At 60.1% G+C, this 22,383-nt stretch carries 23 protein-coding genes; 14 read left to right on the top strand and 9 right to left on the bottom strand.

Going from position 1 to position 22,383, the window contains the following annotated elements:
• Positions 1-747: 747 nt before the first annotated feature.
• A complete protein-coding gene (locus tag GOX63_RS17340) occupies positions 748-1,125 on the bottom strand; it encodes a hypothetical protein (RefSeq protein WP_170327955.1) in 378 nt (125 codons plus the stop codon).
• A 62-nt stretch (positions 1,126-1,187) separates the two neighbouring features.
• Complete coding sequence (locus GOX63_RS17335; RefSeq protein ID WP_170327956.1) at positions 1,188-1,880, bottom strand: Crp/Fnr family transcriptional regulator; 693 nt, start codon at positions 1,878-1,880, stop codon at positions 1,188-1,190.
• Between the two features lie 179 nt (positions 1,881-2,059).
• On the opposite strand from GOX63_RS17335, the gene hemA reads away from it, so the two are divergent.
• Positions 2,060-3,283: a 5-aminolevulinate synthase gene (hemA, locus tag GOX63_RS17330; protein ID WP_170327957.1), complete on the top strand. Its 1,224-nt coding sequence runs from the start codon at positions 2,060-2,062 to the stop codon at positions 3,281-3,283.
• A 56-nt stretch (positions 3,284-3,339) separates the two neighbouring features.
• Here hemA and GOX63_RS24230 read toward each other — a convergent pair whose 3' ends face one another.
• From GOX63_RS24230 to GOX63_RS17295, 7 genes are all read right to left on the bottom strand, one after another.
• On the bottom strand, positions 3,340-3,627 hold the full coding sequence (locus GOX63_RS24230; RefSeq protein ID WP_437436621.1) for a cytochrome C oxidase subunit IV family protein: 288 nt from the start codon (positions 3,625-3,627) through the stop codon (positions 3,340-3,342).
• Between the two features lie 5 nt (positions 3,628-3,632).
• Positions 3,633-4,181, bottom strand: a complete 549-nt coding sequence (locus GOX63_RS17320; protein ID WP_170327958.1) for a cytochrome c oxidase subunit 3 — start codon at positions 4,179-4,181, stop codon at positions 3,633-3,635.
• Positions 4,178-6,100: a nitric oxide reductase activation protein NorD gene (locus GOX63_RS17315; protein WP_170327959.1), complete on the bottom strand. Its 1,923-nt coding sequence runs from the start codon at positions 6,098-6,100 to the stop codon at positions 4,178-4,180. Before GOX63_RS17315 ends, GOX63_RS17320 begins: the two co-directional genes overlap by 4 nt.
• 9 nt (positions 6,101-6,109) lie before the next feature.
• The gene (locus GOX63_RS17310) at positions 6,110-6,919 is read right to left on the bottom strand and encodes a CbbQ/NirQ/NorQ/GpvN family protein (RefSeq protein ID WP_254435996.1); all 810 of its coding nucleotides are present in this window, start codon (positions 6,917-6,919) and stop codon (positions 6,110-6,112) included.
• Positions 6,920-6,924: 5 nt separating this feature from the next.
• A complete protein-coding gene (locus tag GOX63_RS17305; RefSeq protein ID WP_170327961.1) occupies positions 6,925-8,322 on the bottom strand; it encodes a cbb3-type cytochrome c oxidase subunit I in 1,398 nt (465 codons plus the stop codon).
• 16 nt (positions 8,323-8,338) lie between these two features.
• On the bottom strand, positions 8,339-8,788 hold the full coding sequence (locus GOX63_RS17300) for a c-type cytochrome (RefSeq protein WP_170327962.1): 450 nt from the start codon (positions 8,786-8,788) through the stop codon (positions 8,339-8,341).
• A gap of 99 nt (positions 8,789-8,887) precedes the next feature.
• Positions 8,888-10,069: an NnrS family protein gene (locus tag GOX63_RS17295; protein WP_170546563.1), complete on the bottom strand. Its 1,182-nt coding sequence runs from the start codon at positions 10,067-10,069 to the stop codon at positions 8,888-8,890.
• A gap of 233 nt (positions 10,070-10,302) precedes the next feature.
• Here GOX63_RS17295 and GOX63_RS17290 point away from each other — a divergent pair, with 233 nt between their 5' ends.
• The 13 genes from GOX63_RS17290 (at position 10,303) to GOX63_RS17230 (ending at position 22,361) form a co-directional block, all read left to right on the top strand.
• A complete protein-coding gene (locus GOX63_RS17290; protein ID WP_170327964.1) occupies positions 10,303-11,979 on the top strand; it encodes a cytochrome D1 domain-containing protein in 1,677 nt (558 codons plus the stop codon).
• A 124-nt stretch (positions 11,980-12,103) separates the two neighbouring features.
• Positions 12,104-13,891 (top strand): NapC/NirT family cytochrome c, encoded by a 1,788-nt coding sequence (locus GOX63_RS17285; RefSeq protein WP_170327965.1) that lies wholly within the window; start codon positions 12,104-12,106, stop codon positions 13,889-13,891.
• A gap of 53 nt (positions 13,892-13,944) precedes the next feature.
• Positions 13,945-14,346, top strand: coding sequence for a cupredoxin domain-containing protein (locus GOX63_RS17280; RefSeq protein WP_170327966.1), 402 nt, complete (start codon positions 13,945-13,947; stop codon positions 14,344-14,346).
• A gap of 202 nt (positions 14,347-14,548) precedes the next feature.
• Positions 14,549-15,310 carry a uroporphyrinogen-III C-methyltransferase gene (cobA, locus tag GOX63_RS17275; protein ID WP_170327967.1) on the top strand — a complete coding sequence of 254 codons (762 nt, stop codon included), beginning with the start codon at positions 14,549-14,551 and terminating at the stop codon, positions 15,308-15,310.
• Positions 15,303-15,728: a c-type cytochrome gene (locus GOX63_RS17270; RefSeq protein WP_170327968.1), complete on the top strand. Its 426-nt coding sequence runs from the start codon at positions 15,303-15,305 to the stop codon at positions 15,726-15,728. Before cobA ends, GOX63_RS17270 begins: the two co-directional genes overlap by 8 nt.
• Positions 15,725-16,870: a cytochrome D1 domain-containing protein gene (locus GOX63_RS17265; RefSeq protein ID WP_170327969.1), complete on the top strand. Its 1,146-nt coding sequence runs from the start codon at positions 15,725-15,727 to the stop codon at positions 16,868-16,870. Before GOX63_RS17270 ends, GOX63_RS17265 begins: the two co-directional genes overlap by 4 nt.
• Positions 16,871-16,873: 3 nt before the next feature.
• Positions 16,874-17,863: a siroheme decarboxylase subunit beta gene (gene ahbB / locus GOX63_RS17260; protein WP_170546560.1), complete on the top strand. Its 990-nt coding sequence runs from the start codon at positions 16,874-16,876 to the stop codon at positions 17,861-17,863.
• A complete protein-coding gene (locus GOX63_RS17255) occupies positions 17,860-18,309 on the top strand; it encodes an Lrp/AsnC family transcriptional regulator (RefSeq protein WP_170546558.1) in 450 nt (149 codons plus the stop codon). The genes ahbB (GOX63_RS17260) and GOX63_RS17255 overlap by 4 nt, the downstream gene beginning before the upstream one ends.
• On the top strand, positions 18,306-18,788 hold the full coding sequence (gene ahbB, locus GOX63_RS17250; protein WP_170546555.1) for a siroheme decarboxylase subunit beta: 483 nt from the start codon (positions 18,306-18,308) through the stop codon (positions 18,786-18,788). The genes GOX63_RS17255 and ahbB (GOX63_RS17250) overlap by 4 nt, the downstream gene beginning before the upstream one ends.
• Positions 18,789-18,791: 3 nt before the next feature.
• Complete coding sequence (gene nirJ / locus GOX63_RS17245; protein WP_170327973.1) at positions 18,792-20,006, top strand: heme d1 biosynthesis radical SAM protein NirJ; 1,215 nt, start codon at positions 18,792-18,794, stop codon at positions 20,004-20,006.
• Positions 19,981-21,534, top strand: a complete 1,554-nt coding sequence (locus tag GOX63_RS17240) for a nitrite reductase (protein WP_170546553.1) — start codon at positions 19,981-19,983, stop codon at positions 21,532-21,534. Before nirJ ends, GOX63_RS17240 begins: the two co-directional genes overlap by 26 nt.
• Complete coding sequence (locus GOX63_RS17235) at positions 21,491-21,754, top strand: hypothetical protein (protein WP_170327975.1); 264 nt, start codon at positions 21,491-21,493, stop codon at positions 21,752-21,754. Before GOX63_RS17240 ends, GOX63_RS17235 begins: the two co-directional genes overlap by 44 nt.
• Before the next feature lie 142 nt (positions 21,755-21,896).
• Positions 21,897-22,361 (top strand): DUF2946 family protein, encoded by a 465-nt coding sequence (locus GOX63_RS17230; RefSeq protein ID WP_174826826.1) that lies wholly within the window; start codon positions 21,897-21,899, stop codon positions 22,359-22,361.
• The last annotated feature ends 22 nt before the right edge of the window (positions 22,362-22,383 follow it).

Here is a 22,383-nt window from a genome sequence, read left to right as displayed (position 1 = left end):
CCGAAATGCTCATCACCAAACTTCGGATCGTTGTCCTAGGTTACGGTGTCAGAAGGGAAATTACAGGTCTCAAGAATGGTCTCCCATTCTTGCAAGATGTCGAAGAGAGAGTTCGAACTTTCTCTCTCCAGCAGCACCGGGATATCCCCTAGGTTCTGACTTCGCTTGACCACCAAGCCGCATTGTCGCTGCAACCGCAACATCGCTGCGCGCGTGAAGTGCGCACCGAACCCTGCCTGTGAATTTGACCAAGCAAGGCAAACTACATTGTTTGCACCTGCTCTGCCGCGTTATTTGACCTTGATTTCAATGTGCCTGTATGACTGGTAGTTCCAGGAATACGCTTGATGATCCAAGGTGCCACTCGCAAATCCTGCAGTGAGATTCGGCAGAACTTTTGCAACGTCATACCTGGAAATAGTTGCGGTCCCCCACCGGCCAGGCTCGATCCATAGATCACCGATCAAGGAGCGGTTCTCGGGAATTGTGACTGTGCGCGCCGGTGTCTATTTTGTCCGTGGTATCGCAAATTCACGGACTCCAGGTTGATCTACGGTCGAGTTGATGTTCACGGAAACAGAAGTGAAGATCTGATCCGACGTCGAGTTCTCCACACGTATAGTAACCACTGACGGATCAAACCGCATCGTGCCGCCCAACTGGTAATTACCAGTCGTAAATAACTCATAGGCGCATCGGTTTCGGATGGTGATAGGATCGACCAGTGACGTCAGGTTTTCCGCACTATCAAGTGATTTCCTTCACAAATGGCGAATCCTTTATTTCCTTCAGGATAAACGACTCAAAGTCCTCATGCGTGGAACATAGATATTTGAAGGTCGCCTTTGCCACCTGGGCCAGCGCTAGGCAATGCCGCCCGTAGAGGCCACCATAACCAACGGTCTTCAGAAAGGCCTCACCGAGTTCCTCTTCTTTCCAAGCTTGTTCCGCGCGCTGCTCGTCAGTCCAAGAAGATGTTCGGTTTCGGTCCCAACCTGCTTTGATCAACTCACAGTGTTCCGGGTTTTCAATGATCGAATGGGCGTAAGAGATAAGCACAGACAAAGGCAAAGCGGTCAGCTTCATTTCAGCATCATTTCGAGGGAAGCCAACGTACTCAGACACCAATTCTCTCCACGTTGTCTCTTTAACACCCGAATGGAAACCGAAACACTGATCCTTGCTCGTCACTTTTCCGACGGATCGCTTTCGGCATAGTCCCGCAGGCGTTCGATATCGGCAATCACCGCGTGGTTGCGGTTGATCTTTACACCAACCGTCTTGAGCCGCGAAAATGCGCGGCTCAGGCTCTCCGGCTTCATCCCCAGACGCCCGGCAATCAGCATCTTATCATAGGGCAGTTCCACGTCGCAGGCATCAGCATCGACGTCGCACAGGTTCAGCAGGAACTCGGCCACCCTCTGCGCCCCCGTCTGCGCCTTGAGCTGTTCAAGCTGCGCCACCAGCGCGTGCAGATGGGTAAAGGTCGAGGCCAGGATAGACACGCCGATTTCGGGGTCTTCCTTCATCAGCGACAGCAGTACCGGGCTGGGGATATGCATGATCTCGCAGGCTGACACAGCCTCGGCGGACACCGGGTACGGGACATTTCGCAGCGCAACCGCCTCGCCAAAGCTTTCGCCGCGGGTAAAGACACTCACCACGGCCTCGGCCCCGGTGGGGGACATACGGAACAGCTTGACCCAGCCCGCCAGAATAACGTGAACGGCCTTGGCCTCTTCTTCCTGCAGGAAAATCGTCTCGCCACGATCATAGCTGCGCCAGATCGCGTGGCTGAGCAAAGTATCGACGTGCTGATCCGGCAAACTCTTGAGCAGGAGCGATTGCCGCGCGATTGCTTTTTGCGCTTCGTGAGCCAAGAAGGTTCCCCTTTTCCCTAGTCGATCTTCTGACCGGTACATTCCTTCGAACTCAGGCTATGCCAAAGCTCTGCACCACGCACCAGCCTTTTCGTGGGTCAACTTGACAATAGTCATGTCGCGGGGAGCGCAACACGCATAATTTCACTCCAAAGCCAGTATTCCGGGGAGTCAGAAAGATGGACTACGAGCGATTTTTCAGCCAGAGCCTCGAAAATTTGCGGGAAGAAGGAAACTATCGCGTCTTCATCGATCTGCAACGTCGCTGCGGATCCTTCCCGAACGCGCGCCAGACCGACGGGCAAGTGCAGCGGGATGTGCGGATCTGGTGCTCGAACGACTATCTCGGCATGGGCCAGCATCCTGCCGTGATTTCCGCCATGCACGACGCATTGGACCGCTGCGGTGCCGGCGCGGGTGGAACCCGCAACATCTCGGGCACCACGCATGACCATGTGCTGCTGGAGGCCGAACTGGCCGATCTGCACGGCAAGGAAGCCGCGCTTTTGTTTACCTCCGGTTATGTTTCGAACTGGGCCGCCCTCGGCACGCTGGCTTCGAAAATCCCCGGGTTGATTGTGTTTTCAGATGCCTTGAACCACGCCTCGATGATCGAAGGCATCCGCCACTCACGCGCACAAAAAGTCATCTGGAAACACAACGATCTTGAGGATCTCGAGGCGAAACTGGCTGCCGCTGATCCTGATGCGCCGAAGATGATCGCTTTTGAGTCGGTCTATTCCATGGATGGCGACATCGCGCCTATCAAAGAAATTTGCGATTTGGCCGACAAATACGGTGCGATGACCTATCTGGATGAGGTTCACGCCGTTGGTCTCTACGGCCCGCGCGGCGGCGGCATTGCCGAACGTGAAGGCTTGATGGATCGCCTGACCGTGATCGAAGGCACGCTGGGCAAGGCTTTCGGTGTGGTCGGCGGCTATATCGCCGCCTCGGCCGCGCTGTGTGACTTTGTGCGCAGCTTTGCCAGCGGGTTCATATTCACAACCGCCCTGCCCCCATCGATCGCAGCCGGCGCTGCGGCCTCAATCCGGCACTTGAAACAGTCGAACGCTGAACGCGATCTGCAAAAGGCCCGCGTGGCGCAGGTCCGCGCCCGGCTGGACGCCGAGGGCATTCCGCATCTGCCCAACCCCAGCCACATCATCCCGGTGATGGTCAGTGATCCGGTGAAGTGCAAATTCATCTCGGACACGCTGTTGGAAGAGTTCGGCATCTACATCCAGCCGATCAACTACCCCACAGTCCCCAAAGGGACCGAGCGTCTGCGGATCACGCCGTCTCCGGTTCATACCGACGCCGATATCGATCACCTGGTCAATGCGCTGTCAGCCCTGTGGCAACGGTGCCAGATCGCGCGGATGCCGATGGCCGCCCAATAACCATAGCGCCCCTCGCTTGGATAACTGCCGCCCTTTTAGGGCGGCTTTTTTCTTTTTCAGATCAGGAAAAGGCCAAAGATCACCACTGCAAACCCGGTGAGGACCATGGTGAAGCCGCGCAGCCAAGGCGGGCTGGTGGCAAGATCCAGATATTGGGCAAGGATTATGCGAGATTTGGCCAGCGCAAGGATCAGTATTCCACCGCCCAAAAGCTTTGATGGTATAGGCATCAGGGTCAGCATTGCGGATGCGACGCTGAGCGCCAACAGGGTAAGCCAGGCGCAGGTGATCGGGCTTGGGAGCCTCCGGCGGGAACGCTTGGGTATAGATGATGAAACGCCCATCGTTTTCATCCCAACAGGTAGATCACGGGGAACAGCATGATCCACACCAGATCGACCATGTGCCAGAACTGAGCGCCCGCCTCGATATTTCGGGCATCGTCTCGCCAAGCGACCAGCAGCAGGATGCCAACTCCGGCCAGCACATGTGCAGCGTGAAACCCGGTCAGCAGGTAGTAGAACAAAAAGAAAGGATGCGTTTCGAAGCCGATGCCCTGTGCCGCTTTGTCCGCGTATTCCGTGCCCTTGATGATCAGGAACACCACGCCCAAAAGGGCAGCCCCGATCAGGGCCAGACGCGCCGCACCACGACGGGCTGCCTGCCGCCAGTGCAGGGCCTGCGCGGCCAGATAGCCGGACGTGACGAGAACAGCGGTATTGAACGCCGCCCCCGTGCGGTGCAGATGTGACTGCGCCTCGGCAAAGCCCGCCGGGTCGGTCAGCCGCACGCCCATAAAGGCGATCATCCCGGCGCCGAAGACCAGCAATTCCGAGATGATCAGAACCCACATCAGCAACTCGCCCGGAAGCTCGTCGATCAGAGAGGTATCGCTCATGCGCCGACCAGTTGACGGTAGATCTGCGGCAGGGCCATCGTCAGGCGATGCGGGTCGGGGATAACGGCAAAACCTCCCTGCCCGAACATCCGCGGGAACCAGCTTTTGCCGGTCTTGTCGATAGTGACACCAAAGACCGACTGCCCGGCGCGGCGTGCCTCACGCACCGCCATGCAGGTATCTTCGATACCATGGCGGCCCTCGTAGTGGTCCAGATCGTTGGGCTTGCCGTCGGTGATCACCAGCAACAACCGGCGTTTGCGGGATTGCTTGGCCAGATCGGCAGAGCAGTGACGGATCGCGGCGCCTAGCCGTGTGTAGTGACCCGGCCGCAAGGAGGCGATCCGCTGTTCGACCGTCGCGCCCATAGGCTCATCAAACCGTTTGCAGCGCTGCACATAGACCCGCTGACGTTTCAGCGAGCTGAAGGCGTGGATGGCGAAATCGTCACCACAGGCGTTCAGGCCCCAGGCGAGTGCGGCCAGCGCCTCGCGTTCGATATCGATCACGGCGCGGCCTGCAACGGCGCTTTCCGTGGATCGGCTCACGTCCAGCAGGATCGACACGGCCAGATCACGCGCCACGGGGCGGGATTGCATCCAGACGCGCTCGTTGCCTTCGCCGCTGGCCATACGGTCAGTTTCAGCACGCACGGCGGCCTCGATATCCAGCTGATCCCCGTCCAAATGGCCGCGCGTCATGACGCGTCCGGGGCGCAGGGCCTCAAACTGGCGTTTCACGGCGCGGATGCGGCGGGCGGTGGCGGGGTCTTTGCCGAACTCGGCAGCGTCTTCGCGGACTTCCGCGTCGGAATGCAGAACGTTCACATGATCCGGCAGGTATTGCCCGGTGCGCACATCCCATTCGGGATAGAGGATTCGACCCGACAGACGTTCGCGGTTCACGTCCTCGGGCGCAAGGTCCAGATGCAGTTTCAGCTTGGTCGGCGGTGCCTTCGATATCTGGCCCAGCCCAATCTCTTCCTGATCGTCCGCTGCCTTTTTGGCGTTGTCGGGGTCGTCATCATCGACCCGGCGGTTAAGGTTCAGGAACTCCGCCCAGCTGAGGATCGCCTCGAACTTGTGCAGGATCAGGCTGTCTTTGCGCTCGGCCTGATCGGATTTACGGCGGCGGGCGCGGTGGGTCTTTTCGCCGGACTCCTCGGGCTCACCCTCGGTTTCCGGATTTTCGACCTCGTTATGTTCGGAAAAGCCAACAGCGCGCAACTCGGGCCACAGGGGCACCGGGCGGAACGGCTGATAGCCACGCGGGGCCGCAACCCCGTCGTTCATCTCCAGAAATGCTTGGGCGCGATCCGACAACGGTTCGGGATCGCCCAGCATATGGCGAACGATGCCTTCTACCGCAGCCTCAACCGGCGGCAAATCGGGGACGCTGCGCTGGTGCAGCAACCCCTTGCACAGTTCCGTGTAAAGCGGACGCAGACCCGGGGCGTCTTCCAGCGTGGCCTCAACCATCTGCCGGGCCGCAGCCAGCGCGTGCAGATCGGCACGCAGCGGGTCTTCTTCGTCAATTCGGGTTCCGGCATGAGCGGCCGCAGCGGCCAGCCAGACATAAAGCGCACCATTCGCCTCGCGCAGGGGATAAACGGCCAGCCGATCCGGCAGGCGCAACACCTCTCCATCGAACGAGGCGCGTGGCATCAGTTCGACCTCGGTCGCCAATTTGCGGCGCCAGCTCAGACGGTGACGTGAAACCTCGGGCGAGACCGGGCGCAATTCAACGCCCGGACTACCCCCAAGCCCTCGGAAGAGGACTGCCAACCGCCCCGCGACCTCTGAGAGGTCGACCGCGGCTCCAACATGCACCTCAGGTGCATCGAGGCGGCTGGCAAGGGTGTGCCACAGTTTCCCGATCGTTTCTTCGGGTTCCCATGGCTCAAATTCGATCCTGACCATCGGCCGGCCTCACCCAAAGACAGCCGTGACAAGATCGAGGAGCCCGCGTTTGATGTCCTCATCATCAGTCAGAGGTTCGATCATAGCGGCAAGGATGGCGCGGTCGGTCGACATGCCCTGTGCGATCAGTGTCGCGGCATAGACAACCAGACGGGTGGAAACGCCTTCCTCAAGGTCCTGACCCTTAAGCCCGCGCAGCTTGTTCGCCAACCGGATCAGCGGTTTGCAGCGCTCCAGCGCCAGCCCGCTTTCCTGGGCGACAACTTCGGCTTCCATCTCGGGCGACGGAAAGTCGAACTCGAGCGAGATGAACCGTTGCCGGGTCGAGGGTTTCAGGGTTTTCAGGATATTCTGGTAACCGGGGTTGTACGAAGCCACCAGCATGAAGCCGGGTGCGGCCTCAAGTTCTTCGCCCGTGCGGTCGATCGGCAGGATGCGCCGGTCGTCGGTCAGCGGGTGCAGCACAACGGTCACGTCCTTGCGGGCCTCGACGACCTCATCAAGGTAGCAGATCGCGCCTTCGCGGACCGCGCGGGTCAGGGGGCCATCGACCCAGACGGTCTCGCCACCCTTCAGCAGGTAGCGTCCGATCAGGTCGGCAGCGGCCAGATCGTCGTGGCAGGCCACGGTATAAAGCGGACGACCCAGACGGGCGGCCATATGGGCCACAAAGCGGGTCTTGCCGCAGCCTGTCGGCCCTTTCAGCAGTACCGGCAGGTCGTTGTTGTAAGCAGCGGTGAACACATCGCATTCATCGCCCTGGGGCAGGTAGAAGGGGGCGTTCGCCGCCCCCTCATTCATTTTTATGGAGCCATCCATATCCATTACTCCGCTGTGACGTGGTCAGGATCGTTTTCCAGACGGTCGCGTTCGATCGGGCCGGGTTCAACCATCTCTTTCCGGGGCACCCAGATCGAGTAGATGAACAACAGCGCGCCGAGGACAACGACGATGCCCGAACCAAGACGCATCCAGTAGAAGATCGCGATCTGGTCCTGTACGTCCATGAAGTACTCACCAACCACACGTTGCATGTGCGTTTGCACGGTACCGCCGAAGGTCAGCACGAAGGTCATGAAGACCATACCGCTGGTCATCAGCCAGAACGAACCCATGTTCAGCACCTGATTGTACGGATCACGGTTTTTCAGGATCGGCATTGCATAGCTGAAGATCGCCAGGTTGAGGCAGACATAGGCACCGTAGAAGGCCAGGTGACCGTGCGCCGCGGTGATCTGCGTACCGTGGGTATAGTAGTTCACCCCGTGCAGCGTGTGCAGGAAGCCCCAGACACCGGCACCGAAGAAGGCGAGCGTAGCACAGCCCAGCGACCACAGAAGCGCGGCCTTGTTGGGGTGGTCACGACGGCCTTTCCAGACCATGACGAAGGCAAAGGCCATCATCGCGAAGAACGGGATCACTTCGAGGCTCGAGAAGATCGAACCGATCCACTGCCAGTACGCAGGCGTACCGATCCAGTAGTAGTGGTGACCCGTACCAAGGATGCCCGAGAACAGTGCGGCGGCGACGATGACATAGAGCCATTTTTCGACGATCTCACGGTCCACACCAGTCAGCTTCAGCATCAGGTAGGCCAGGATCGAGGCCATGATCAGTTCCCACACGCCTTCAACCCACAGGTGGACGACATACCACCAGTATTGTTTGTCCAGGGCCAGGTTGCCCGGGTTGTAGAAGGCAAACAGGAACAACAGCGCCAGACCCCACAGACCCAACAGAAGGATGTTGGTGATGGCGGTCTTCTTGCCCTTCAGAACGGTCATCGACACGTTGTAAAGGAAGATCAGCGCGGCCACGACAATGCCCGCCTTGACCCATTTAGGCTGTTCAAGGAACTCGCGGCCCTCTTTACCCAGCAGCCAGTTGCCTTCGAACAGGTTGAAGACATAGGTCACAACCACGCCCAAAGTACCGACCACAAGAATGATCAGCTGCAGATAGGCCAGCTTGGTCGAGTGGATCTCGCGTTCGGATTCTTCCGGGATCAGGAAGTAGGCTGCACCGAAGAAGCCCAGGATCAGCCAGACGATCAGCGAGTTGGTGTGCAGCATCCGTACGATGTTGAACGGCAGAAGCTCACTCAGGAAGTTTGGGAATACATAGATCAGACCAGCCAGAAGGCCGCCGATCACCTGTATCGCGAACAGGGCCATGGCCACCGCAAAGTAGGCGTAGGCGATTTTTTGGGATTCGTATTTCATTTCTCCGTTCCCTTTCTCAGCCGGCCTCGTTGGGCGGCCAGTCCTGAGCGTCGATATTGTCCGTCCAGATCAGGAAGTTGGTCAGGTCGCGGAGTTCTTCGTCGCTGAGGTTGAATTGCGGCATCTGCCGACGACCGGGAATGCCGGTCGGCTGCGCCTCCATCCAGCCTTTAAGGGATTCAAAGGCCGATTCCGGGTCGTCGAGGACGCCCCAGCGAGTCATGACGTTCGCGACTTCGGGAGCAAAGTAGGCCCCTTCACCCAGGATCGTATGACAGTTGATACAGGCGTGTTTTTCCCAGACATGTTTGCCCCGGACCACACTTTCATCGAGTTTTGCCGAGTTCTCGGAATTCACGATATACCAGTGCGAATGGGCCGACAGGGCCAGAAAGATGAGGATAAAGAACAGTGACCCGCCATAAAATATGTTGCGGGCCATGCTCTTGGTCATGACTTCTCGCATTGCGCTCTCCTTTGCGCAGATTAGCTTGTCTGATCAACATGGCGGTTGGGCCATGGTGTCTCCTTAACGAAAGTCAAGACTGGCCGAAGTAATTAAAATTCATCCCGCCCGAGCCGCGCGCGGGCCTGTCAGGGCGGGCCACATGGCGATCAGGTACAGCGCAAAGGCACAGACCCACAGTCCGTCGGACAGAAGCATCGCCACCATGTAGCCAGCGTTCAGCTCGGCCCCGACCCAACGCGAAAGGGCAGCCACGGCCATGAGCCCATAGGCGACAACCATTGGGGCCGGTGCGATCAGCGCACGGCCGCTGTGGCCCAGCGCAGCGCGGCTCATGACCGCCAGAGTCATGCCGCCCACGCATCCGATACCCAGAACATGCAGGGCGGCGACCTCATTGCCCAGGCCCAGCACCGACAGACCCCAGAGAATCAAACCCAGCGCCAACATCCCAAGCCCCAGATGAAGGGCCAGCAGAATCGGCTGCCGTGCCGCCCAACGCGCGCGCCAGCGGGACATGCGCAGAACCTGCACCACGCCCAGTGCAAGCGCCCCCACTCCGGCCACCGGCCCGGCACCAAACACCAGGGCGGTCAGCGGCAGAATAAGGGCCAGAATCATGCCCGCCTTATCCAGGGCAGCGACTGACACCGGCCAGTCCGCCTCGGGGACGCCCTCGCGTTTCATGGCATTGCGGGTAAAGGCCGGCGTGATCCGCCCACCCAGGATGGCGATCATCGCACACAAGCTCAGCAATCCTGCGCGCAACCCGGTTTGCAGCGTGTCGGCCGTGATCCCCATCCATTCCAGATGAGTCATCAGGTCTGCGACCCAGATCAGGCTGAGCAGCAGCAGGAATATCATGTTCTGCGGCTTCGGACGACGAATCAGCTGAGTCAGGATTTTGGCCGCCAGAACAGGCACAAAGGCCAGATCGACCACTGCAACGAACACCGGCAGCAGCATCCCGGAAAACCACATGGCCATCCGCCCCGCCAGCCACAGCCCGGCTGCAAGGGTAATAAAGCGTGCCCGCGCCTCGGGGGCTCCGGTCCAATTGGGCACAGCTGTCAGGAAAAACCCGCCCAGCGCTGCGGTGGCATAGCCAAAGATCATCTCATGCGCGTGCCACATCGGTGGCGTCATGCCATAATCCGGTGCCATATACGGCACGGCCAGCCACAGCCCCCAGACCAGCCCGACAAATAGGCCGTAGAGGCCCGCGGACAGAAAGAATACACGGAACCCCTCACCAAGAACACGGGTGACGATTGCGGGCATGGCTGCTCTCCTTGACGGTTTTGCAACTCGTAGCAGCCCGACCGAACCGGTGACTTAACCAAAATCAAAACACCGAAAACATGCCCCTAAGACTCAGATTTTCCCGAGGTTTTTTTGGCGTTTTTTTCCGGCTGGCTCTCGATTTGCGTCCCCCGTGTTGACTTTCGTCAAGGAGTGGCCCCGCGCAATGTCTCACCCTTAGAGGTGCCTCACCACGCAAATGGAGAGTGATCATGTCACTTGGAATCAGCTACAACAAAACTGGCCGCGCCTTTGGGGCCGGTTTGGCGATGCTGCTGGGCAGCGTCGCTGCACCAGCCTTCGCCGAAGAGCCAACCCTCAGCGAGGAAGCGTTTGAATCATCCAAACAGCTTTATTTCGAACAATGCGCAGGCTGTCACGGCGTTCTGCGCAAAGGCGCCACAGGCAAGAGTCTTGAACCACATTGGAAGAAAACTGCAGCCGACGGTACCGTGACCGAAGGCGGAACCCTTGCACTTGGGCAGGAACGTCTCGAGAAAATCATCGCCTGGGGTACCGAAGGCGGGATGAACAACTTCTCGGACATCATGACCGAGCAGGAAATCAAGGATATGGCGACCTACATCCAGATGGAGGCTCCCAAGCCGCCTGAGATGTCGTTGGAGCAGATGAAAGAGACCCGCAAGGTCTATGTCGAAGAAGCCGACTACCCGACCGAGCCGCTTCACGGCCGCAACTGGGAAAACTTCTTCGTCGTCATCGAACGTGACGTGGGTAAAGTGGCCGTTATCGACGGTGACACCAAAGAAGTGCTGACACACATCCCGACGGGTTACGCCGTGCACGTTCTGAAAGCGTCGGAACACCACAGCATTACCGAGCCGGAACACCCAGGCCGCTTCTGGTACACCATGGGCCGCGACGGCAAGATGACCAAGATCGACCTCTGGCAGAAGCCTGAGAACATGTTGGTTTCGGAAGTCAAAATTGCCTATGACGCACGCGACGTTGCCGTATCCGGTGATGGTAAGTACGTCATCGGTGGCGGTTACTGGCCTCCGCACTTCGCAATCGTTGATGCCCAGACAATGGAGCCGGTCAAGGTTGTTTCGACCCGCGGCGTGAATGTCGACGGCGACTATGTGGAAGAGGCCCGCGTGGCCGCAATCTACACAACGCCGAACGAGCCGACCTGGATCGTCGCGATCAAGGAGTTGGGTCAACTGTGGCAGGTTGATTATACCGACCTGGATAACCTGCGGATCGACAAGATCGACTCGGCCAAGTTCCTGCACGACGGGTTCTTTGACCCGACTGGCCGGTACTTCCAAATCGCCGCAAACGCGTCGAACAAGATGGTTGTTGTCGACACCGAGACCCACAAGCTGGAAGCGATGATCGACACCGCTGCCCTGCCGCACCCCGGACCGGGCGCGAACTGGATCGACCCGAACTGTGGTCCTGTGGCCGGTACAACCCACCTTGGCGTGGGCACCGTAACCGTCTGGGGTAACGACCCGGAAGGCCATCCGGATCAGGCTTGGAAAACCTGCTACGAAGTGGAAACAGACGGCCCCGGCCTGTTTGTTCGGACCCACCCGAACTCGGATTACATCTGGGCGGACCAGACCAAGCACCCCGAGCCTGAAATTCAGCAATCGGTGCAGGTCATCTCGAAAGAGACCGGCGAGATCGTGAAAACCATCCAGATCACCGAAGACGAAGGCAGCGCTGCCGTTCACTTCGAGTTCAACGCAGATGGTACCGAGGTCTGGGTCTCCAAGTGGAACCTGTCGGACTCGAAAGAGCCTAACGGTCAGATCGTGATCTTCGACGCCAAAACGCTGGAAGAGATCGGTCGCATCGAAGGGCTGTATGCCCCGACCGGCAAGTTCAACGTCTACAACCGCTCGAACCACGTCACCTGACGGGTTCGCAGGAACCATCGGAAAGGGCGGGCCCCTCGCCCGCCCTTTCCTCGTTTGACCTATCAGCCAAACTCACCGGCCTGCCACCCAAGGCCAGACAAGACAGCCAAAACGGAGCCCGGATATGACTTCCGAACCGGAAAAGAAAAAACCGATCTGGCGCCGGTATTTCCTATGGGGAATGCCCGTGGCCGGCATTGCCGCAGCCTTTGTCGCCGGCATCGTCTTCTGGGGCGGATTCAACACCGCCATGGAAGCCACCAACACCAAGGATTTCTGTATCTCGTGCCACGAGATGCGCGATTTCGTTTACGAGGAATACACTGGCACGATCCACGACGTGAACCGTTCCGGCGTGGGCGCGGTCTGTTCCGACTGCCACGTGCCCAAGGACTGGACCCACAAGATCATCCGCAAGATCAAGGCGTCCAAAGAGCTGTACGGCAAGATGGTCGGCACCATCAACACCCGCGAAAAGTTCGAGGCCAAACGTGTACACCTGGCCATGAACGAATGGGAGCGGATGAAGTCCTCGGACTCGCGTGAATGCCGTAACTGTCACGATTTCGAATCGATGATGCCCGAGTTCCAGAAACCCCGTGCGCGTCAGCAGCACCTGAACGCGATGGAGATCGGCCAGACCTGTATCGACTGCCACAAAGGCATTGCGCACTCGGATGCGCGCGACCGGGCCGACGAAGAGTATCTGGAAGAGCTTGAAGCGCCGAATCCGGCCTTCATCCGTCCGATTCCGCCGGAGTATCTGGCCAGCCTGGCCAAGATCGAGGCGCAGGAAGCTGCCGAAGCCGAGGCCGAACAAGCCGCCAAGAAAGCGCAGCAAGAGGCCGTTCAGGCCCAGATCGCGGCCGCTGTTGACGCAGCCGTTGCGGAAGAGCGTGCCAAGGCAAACGGAGAAGAGACCGCAGCGGCTGCAGGCGGTGGTGGCGGCGATGTCCCAGGCAACGTCGACTGGAACGCCGTGGCCAGCGCGGATCTGAAACTGTTCTACCCCGGTCAGGCTTCGTTTGAATGGGTGCAGAACGGCAAGTTCCACGGTGGGGCCCGTCCGCTGACAAAAGGCGGCGATCAGTGCTCGACCTGTCACGCCAAGGAACTGGACACGATTGGCAACAAGATTGTCGCCGGTGGTGATCTGGAGCCGACGCCGATCCCCGGCAAACGTGGTGTGATCGACGCAACCGTTCAGGCCGCACATGACGACGAGAACCTGTACATCCGCATGCAATGGCCGGATGCAGGCCACAACCCGGCACCGTTCGTGGACGGTGGCAAGATGGACCCCGACAACCAGATCAAGGTTGCCATGATGATCACCGGTACCGGTATCGAGATGGGCGAACAGGTGGGCTGCTGGGCTTCGTGCCACGCCGACAACTCCTACATGCCCTTTGATCCGGGTGCGGAGGCGATTGCCGCCAATGGTGACGTCTCGGGTCGTCTGAACGCTCAGGACACGGTGACCAAATACATCAGCGAAAGCCGCACCGAGGTTGATACCAAGGGCCGCCGCGGTAAGCCGATGGGTGGTTGGGACAAACTGCATCCCGCCGAGCAGATCGAGCAGTATCTGGCCGACGGCACCTATCTTGACCTGATGCGTGTCTATGCGGACGGCAGCGCCACCAACGGCTATCTGCTGGAACAGCGCGTGGTCAATGACGGCGAAATCGCCGCCTCGGCCGAGCTGTCCGGTGGTATGTGGACAGTGGTCTTCAGCCGCCCGCTGAACTCTGGCGCGCCCGGTGATGTGCCGCTGGAGGCTGGCAAGACCTACACGGTCGGCTTTGCCATCCACGACGACTTTGCCGCCGCGCGGTTCCACCATGTGACGCTGAACACCAGCCTTGCGTTGGATGACGACTCAGCTAACATCAACGTGGTAAAACAATAAACGAGGGGGCCGGTTGATCCGGCCCCTTCCCCTTTGGAAAGGAGACATGGACGATGAAACCCCACCGCCTTCTTCCCGCGCTGCTGCTTATGGCTGCGCCCGCCTGGGCCGATGAAACCGCCGATCTCTGCGCCGAGGCCGAAGAGCGTTATGTCGAACAGTTCGGCCAGCCTTCTTCCGCCGTCGAGGACGCCGAGGTGGTGCTGATGTACAAATATAATTTCTGCCCCGGCGAGTTGACCGTAAAGGCAGGCACCACCGTGCGCTGGGTGAACGTGGACAAACGCACCAGCCATTCGGTCCTGCTGAAAGACGGCAGCGAGCCCGAAAGCGACCGGTTGTTCCCCGAAGAATCGGTGGACATGACATTCCTCACTCCCGGGCCGCAGGAATATCTGTGCGGGCCGCATTGGGAAACGCAGAACATGATCGGCATGATCACCGTCGAACCCTGAGCCGAGGCAATAATACAGGCAAGATCAAAGGAGCGCGGGCGCAAATCCCGCGCTCCTTAACTTATGTCAAGGAGGTTGGTTTAGGATTGCGCCAACTTGCCCTCATGACACGCCCGGTCCCCCCAGCAACGTCCCCTATTCGCGCGTGGAAGCTGCCGGAAGGTCCGGGTTCCGAAGACATTCAGAACAAGCGAGTTAGCACATGAGCGGTAAGGTTTTTCTGATTGGCGCCGGCCCCGGCGACCCCGAGCTGATGACCCTGCGCGCCCTGCGTATGCTGCAAGAGGCCGACGTGGTCGTCTATGACCGGCTGGTTTCGGACGGAATCCTCGCGCTGCACGCCGACGGTGCTCGGCTGATCCCGGTGGGCAAGGCCCCCAAATGCCACACCGTACCGCAGGACCGTATCAACGAAATCCTGAAGGAAGAGGCGCTGGCCGGTCACACCGTCGCACGGTTGAAAGGCGGCGATCCGATGATCTTTGGCCGCGGCTCGGAAGAGGCCGCCTACCTGATGGCCCACGGTGTCGCCGTTGAATACGCGCCGGGCATCACGGCGGCACAAGGCGCGTCCTGTTCGACCGGCGTGCCACTGACCCATCGCGGGCTGGCGACCTCGGTGCAGTATGTTACCGGCCACCGGCAGGCCGACAAGGTGCTGGACCTGGATTGGAAACGGCTGGCCGATCCCGATTCGACCCTTGTGGTCTATATGGGTGTGGCCAATATCGGCCAGATTGCCGTGGGCTTGATGACCGAGAACCTGCCCGGATCGACCCCCGTTCTGGCCGTGGGCAAAGCCACCACACCTGACGAAAGCCGCATGGTATCGCGTCTAGACCAACTGGCGGCCGATGTCCGCAAAGCGGATCTGAAAGCACCGACCTTGTTCATCATCGGCAAGGTGGTATCGCTTTATGCGGAACGGCCGCTGGCGGAGCTTCTGGAACAGGCTCATGGCTAAGCTTGGTCATAAGAGCCTGGGGCAGCGCCCGGCCTCGGCGGGGCGCCAGACGCCTTCCCGGGGGGTGGGTCGGGCGCGGCCTCGCAAGTCGGCCCAGCGACCAGGCTGGGCGGCCCATGCCGTGCTGACAACCGCCGTCGTTCTAGCCACGTCCGCCTTTGCTGCCGATGCGATTGATCCCAACGCGTTGAAACGGCTTGTCCATCAGGATTGCGGCTCGTGCCACGGCCTGTCGCTGAAAGGCGGTCTTGGACCCGACCTGCGGTCCGAAACGCTCGAACACTATGATCCCGACGTCCTGACCGGGGTCATCCTCGATGGCATCCCCGACACTGCGATGCCCCCTTGGCGGCCTCTGATCAGTGAAGAAGAGGCCGAATGGATCGCCCGTTACCTGCTGGAACAGGAGGCACAATGAAACATCTCGTCCTCGGCCTTGCAGCCGCACTGATGATGACAACGGCACACGCCGAACCGACCGCAACCGGAGACCTGGGTCTGGTGATCGAACGGGCCAAGGGCTCGGTCCTGCTGGTGGACCAATCCGACCGTGCTGGGCTGGCGCGGATCGAGGGGCTGGGCGATCTGTCCCACGCCTCGCTGGTGTATTCGCCCGATGAACGCTTTGCCTACGTGTTCGGGCGCGATGGAGGGCTGACCAAGGTCGATATCGTCACCCGCCAGATCGTGAACCGCGTCGTGCAGGCGGGCAACGCCATCGGCGGCGCGATCTCGGACGATGGCAAACTGGTCGCCGTGTCGAACTATGAACCCGGCGGCGTACGTGTCTTTGATGCGGACACGCTCGAAATGGTGGCTGACATCCCCACCGACAGCAAAACCATCGGTCTGGTCGATGCGCCGGGCCGTCGCTTCGTGTTCACCATGTGGGACACGGGCGAGACCTGGATCGCCGATTTTGCCAAGGGCGACCCCGAGATCACCAAGATCACCGACATGGGTAAAAACCCCTATGACGCGCTGATCACCGCCAATGGTCGCACCTATATCACCGGCCTGTTCGGTGAGGATGGTCTGACCGCGCTGGACCTGTGGGCCGACAACCCCGAACCGATCCGTGTACTGCCCGATTACGGGCGCGGACAGGAAGAAATGCCGGTCTACAAGATGCCCCATCTGGAAGGCTGGGCGCTGACCGGGCGTGAATTTGTCCTGCCCGCCGTTGGCCATCACGAGGTTCTGTGGATCGACTCTGACACCCTGACCGAAACCGGGCGCACCAAGACGCATGGCCAGCCGGTCTTTGCCATGGCGCGCCCCGACGGGCGTCAGGTTTGGGTGAATTTCGCCCATCCGCTGAATGACACGATTCAGGTGATCGACAGCGTCAGCAAAGAGATCATCCACGAGTTCAAGCCCGGCCCTGCCGTGCTGCACATGGAGTTCACCCCGCGCGGGCATGAGGTCTGGCTCAGCGTGCGCGATGCTAACAAAGTCATGGTCTACGACACCCAGACCTTTGAAAAACTGCGCGAAATCGATGCGGACAGCCCCTCGGGCATTTTCTTTACCGCGCGTGCGCACAGAACAGGGCTGTGACCGATGGATCATATTACCGACCCGATCGACCGTCGCCTGCTGGATGAGTTCCAGCGCGATTTCCCCATCACCGACCGCCCGTTTCAGGTTCTGGGCACTGCGCTGGGCCTGGATGAGACCGAGGTCATCGACCGCCTGAACCGGATGCGCGCAACCGGCCGGATCACGCGCGTTGGCGCGACGATTGCGCCCGGCGCGGTTTCGGCCAGCACTCTGGCCGCCGTCGCCGCACCTGACGAGCGGCTGGAAGAGGTCGCCGCGATGATCGACGCGGAACCCGGCGTGAATCACAATTACCAGCGCGAGGATGACTGGAATCTGTGGTTCGTCGCCACCGGTCCGGACCGCGCTCATGTGAACGACACGCTGGCGCGGATCAGTCACCGTACCGGGCTGCGAGTGCTGGATCTGCGGCTGGTGCGCCCGTTCAACGTCGATCTCGGGTTCCGCATGTCGGGCAAAACCCGCAACGTGCCCGGGCCCCGAAAAGTGGACAGCTCGGCCATGCAGGACGGCGACCGGCCATTGCTGCAAGCGCTGAGTTCGGGCCTTCCGCTGGTCACCGACCCCTATGCTGAACTGGCACAGTCGCTGGATCGGTCAACGTCGGACGTGATGACACGGATCAAGGCACTACACGAAGCGGGCATCATCTCGCGCCTGGGCGTGATCGTGCGACACCGGGCGCTTGGCTGGTCTGCCAATGCTATGGTGGTCTGGGATATGCCTGCCGATCAGGTTGCCACTGCTGGCCCGGTCCTTGCCGCGCATCCCGGCGTAACCCTGTGTTATGAGCGGAACCCGGTCGAAGACGTCTGGCCCTATCGCCTCTATTCCATGATCCACGCCCGGTCGCGCAACGAAGCGCTGGACACCCTTTCGGGTGCCGCCGCCCTGCCGGAACTGGCTGGTGCACGCCACAAGGTGCTGTTCTCGACCCGCTGCTTCAAACAGACCGGCGCACTTATCCAAGCCAGAGAGGCCGCCGCATGACGCTGGATGAAACCGACCGCGCAATCCTGAACCGGATGCAGGACGATCTGCCACTGACCACGCATCCCTATGCCGCAATTGCTGAAGAACTGGGCATAGAGCAAAGCGAGTTGCTGAGCCGCCTCACACGCATGAAAGATGAGCGGGTAATCACCCGCTTTGGCCCGTTTTTCGACGCGGCCGCTATGGGCGGCGCGTTCTGCCTGTGCACAATGGCCGTTCCGCCCGAGAATTTCGAAACAGTCCTGACCAAAGTCAATGCGCATCCAGAGGTTGCCCATAATTATGAACGCACGCATCGGCTGAACATGTGGTTCGTTCTGGCAACCGAAACCCCCGAGGGGATTGAGGCCACCGCCGAGGCGATCGAACGGGAAACGGGCATCGAAGTTCTTTGTTTTCCCAAATTGCAGGAATTTTTCATCGGCTTCCGGGTGGCGGCATGATCGACGCGAAAGACAGAGAGATTATCGAGACACTGCAAGGCGGCCTGCCCCTTGTGCCTGCGCCCTACGCGCAGGTAGCCGCAGATATGGGCATGGACGAAGACGAGTTGCTGCTTCGTCTGGCCGACCTGAAATCGCGCGGCGTGATCCGCCGCATTGCTGCTGCACCCAATCACTACAAACTGGGCATGACTTCGAACGGCATGACCGTCTGGGATGTCAAAGACGACCGCGTAACCGAACTGGGTACCCTGATCGGCGCTCTACCGTTTGTGACCCACTGCTATGAACGCCCCCGCGCCCTGCCCGACTGGCCCTATAACCTGTTTGCCATGGTCCACGGCACAGACCGCGACGAGGTCGAAGAAAAGCGCGCCGAGATCACTGCCATTCTGGGCGATGCCTGCAGGGCGAAAGATATCCTCTATTCCACGCGCATCCTGAAAAAAACCGGGCTGCGCCTGAAAACGAAAGGCTGAGACATGTTCCGCCTGACTGAATACATGCATCAACTCGTCAGCCCCACCCCGGTGCGCAAACGCCGCCCCGGACCGGTAAAACCGGTGGTGATCTGGAACCTGACGCGACGCTGCAACCTGAAATGCCGCCATTGCTACACCGTTTCGGCAGATGTTGCGTTCCCGGGTGAGCTCAACCACGAGCAAGCCATGGTAACCCTTGAGGATCTGGGCCAGTTTCGCGTCCCGGCCCTGATCCTCTCGGGTGGGGAACCGCTGGACCGGTTCGATTTCTTCGATATCGCCAAACGCGCCCGTGATCTGGTGCCCATGCTGGCGCTGTCGACCAACGGTACGCGGATTCACGACGAAACCGCCGATATGATCGCCGATGTCGGGTTCAACTATGTTGGCATCTCGCTGGACGGGATCGGAGCCACAAATGACTGGTTCCGTGGTGTTGAAGGCGCCTTTGCCGACGCCCTGCGCGGTGTCCGCGAATGCAAAAAGCGCGGCATCAAGGTTGGCCTGCGGTTCTGCCTGACCGAGGGAACCCAGCACCACCTGCCCGACCTGCTGCAACTGTGCGATGACGAGGGTGTCGACAAGTTCTACCTGTCTCACCTTGTTTACGCCGGGCGCGGCGACAAGAACCGGGGCGAGGATGCCGAGCATATGCGCACCCGCAACGGGCTCGACCTGTTGCTGGAACGCGCGTGGGAGGCCGCCTCGGGCGGACGCCCGCTGGACATCGTGACCGGCAACAACGACGCCGATGCCGGGTATTTCCTGAACTGGGTGCGTGCGCGCTTCGATGCCGACAAGGCCGCCCATGTGCGCGAACATCTGGCCGCGTGGGGTGGCAACTCCAGCGGTTTGGGTGTGGCCAATATCGACAATCTGGGTCGCGTTCATCCCGACACCTACTGGTCCGACTACACGGTCGGCAATGTGAAGACCAAACCGTTTTCCGAGCTTTGGACCAGCGATGATCCGATGCTCGCCATGCTGCGCACCCGCCCGCGCCCGCTAAAGGGGCGCTGCGGGGCTTGTCAGCTCAAGGACGTCTGCGGCGGCAACACCCGGATTCGGGCTTTGCAGCTGACCGGCGACCCCTGGGCCGAAGATCCGGCCTGTTATCTGACAAATCAAGAAATCGGCGTCGAAGATGCGGGCGAGCGCCTGCAGGTGACGCCGTTCCGAGGAAAAAGCCATGACCCGGCGCATCAGTTCTTTTGACACTCTGAAAATCGGCACGTTTTGTTCACTGCTGCTGGCGGGCACCGCATGGGCCGATGCCCCAGCCGACTATGCCGAACACTGCGCATCCTGCCACGGTGAAAACCGCCTGGGCGGGGTTGGTCCTGCGCTGATCCCCGAGACGCTGAAACGGATGCGCGGCCCACGCGTGGCCGCCGTGATCGCCGAAGGGCGCACGGCCACGCAGATGCCCGCCTTTTCCCACGAACTCGACGCGGTACAGATCGAGGAACTGGCCGGTTGGCTGAAATCCCCGCTGGAAACCGAGCCAGAATGGGGCGAGGCCGATATCATGGCCAGCCGTATTTTGGACGAAGACTATGTCCCCGTGGACGCCCCTGTCTGGGCCAGCGACCCGATGAACATCACGCTGGCGGTTGAGACCGGCGATCACCATGTCAGCGTTCTGGACGGCGACACGTTCGAGGTTCTGGACCGGTTCGAAACCCCCTTTGCGGTGCATGGCGGACCCAAGTTCAACCCCGATGGCCGCTATGTGTTCATTATGTCCCGCGATGGCTGGGTGCAGAAGTACGACATCTGGGCGTTGAAACAGGTGGGCCGCGTGCGAGCGGGCTTGAACAGCCGCAACATCGCCATGTCTGGCGACGGCAAATGGGTCGCCGTGGCGAATTACCTGCCCAACAGCCTGACGCTGCTGTCGACCGAGGACCTCTCGGTCGCCAAGGTCGTTGAGGTCAAGAGCAAGAAGGGCGTCCCCAGCCGTGTCTCGGCCGTGTATCAGGCCCCACCGCGCGAAAGCTTCGTTCTGGCGCTGAAAGACGTGCCCGAGATCTGGGAGGTCTTCTACGGCGCCAATCCACCGCAATCCGGTCTTGGTCACGACTTCCGCATCGAGGGTCAATTCAAGAACCCCGACCCCTTCCCGGTGCGCAAGATCACCACGCCCGACTATCTGGACGATTTCTTTTTCGACCAGAGCTATGAATACGTCATGGGCGCCTCGCGCGATGGCAAGGGCGGTCAGGTGATCGATCTGGTCATCGGCCACAAAGTTGCTGATCTGGACCTGCCGGGCATGCCGCATCTGGGCTCGGGCATCACGTGGCAGCGCGATGATACAACCGTAATGGCTACGCCGCACCTGACTGATGGCACAGTGTCGGTGATCGACATGGAAACCTGGGAAACGGTCAAGCGGATCAAGACCGAAGGACCGGGATTCTTCATGCGCAGTCATGAAAATTCGCCTTACGTCTGGGCCGATGTATTCTTTGGGCCGAACAAGGATGCGATGCATGTGATCGACAAGCAAAGCCTTGAGATCGTTAAGACTCTGCGCCCGGCTCCGGGTAAGACAGTTGCGCATGTGGAGTTCACCAAAGACGGCAGCCACGCGCTGGTTTCGATCTGGGAAGATGACGGCGCCGTAATCGTCTATGATGCGCAAACGCTGGAAGAGGTCCGCCGCCTGCCAATGCGCAAACCTTCGGGAAAATACAATGTCTGGAACAAAATCACCTTCTCGGAAGGAACCAGCCACTGAAGGCAAATGGCCGGTCTGGAAACTGGCCATTCTGCTTTACCCGGCCACGGCGCTGACCGTGGCCATCAACCTGTTTCTGGCCGGTCTGATCGCCAACAGCGCCGGCTACGGAATAATCGAGCCGGTCACAGCGATCCTGTGGTCGATCCCTCTGGGCGTGCCTGCATCCTGGCTTGCCGGGCGCTGGGTACGCGGCCTGATGGATGAAGCTGACGGTTGAACCAAGGCTTTAGTGCTTTGTGATTTAACCGAAAATCGCCCAAGATTAATTTTTGGGCAGATTGAAAACAAATGACATAAGTCAAGTATCGAATCGAGCAACGGCACTAGGACTCAGGAAAGATTGCCGAGTTGGATTCTCCATGCCCGCCCTCAACCCTCTGCACATGTCAGCTGTTTGCGCGTCCCGCGCAGCTTGTGCACTAGCGGGCATCTTCCTTCTGCTGTTGCAGCTGCTTGGCCCGGCGCTGGCGAGTCCCGGGGAAAGCATGTGGGTGGAAATCTGCTCGGAGGCAGGGGCGGTCTGGGTTCAGGTGGACCTTGAAGTGGACACCACGGACCCAACCGCGCCCTGTCCGAAATGCGCCGATTGCGCCTTGTGCGCGGTCACCTCAGCGGCCCCGGTGCCAGACCTGCCCGTGTTGCAACGGGAAGGTCTTGTTCACGCCGCACAATGCGAAAACCGCGATCTGGTCAATGTCTACAGCGTAAAACGACTGTGGCCCGAAACCCGGGGACCCCCGCGCGCGACCCAAGAAGAATCTGAACGCGCCCTGCGCGCGTCCATGGCGTCCACCCAAGTAGTCGGAGGTGCGCCGTGGTCGTAAGTCGCGCAATCCATTTCCTGCT

Source organism: Ruegeria arenilitoris (assembly GCF_013031355.1).
GTDB classification, from domain to species: Bacteria; Pseudomonadota; Alphaproteobacteria; order Rhodobacterales; family Rhodobacteraceae; genus Ruegeria; species Ruegeria arenilitoris_C.
Note: the sequence above shows the minus strand (reverse complement) of the source record. Positions and strands in the feature narration are given on the sequence as shown.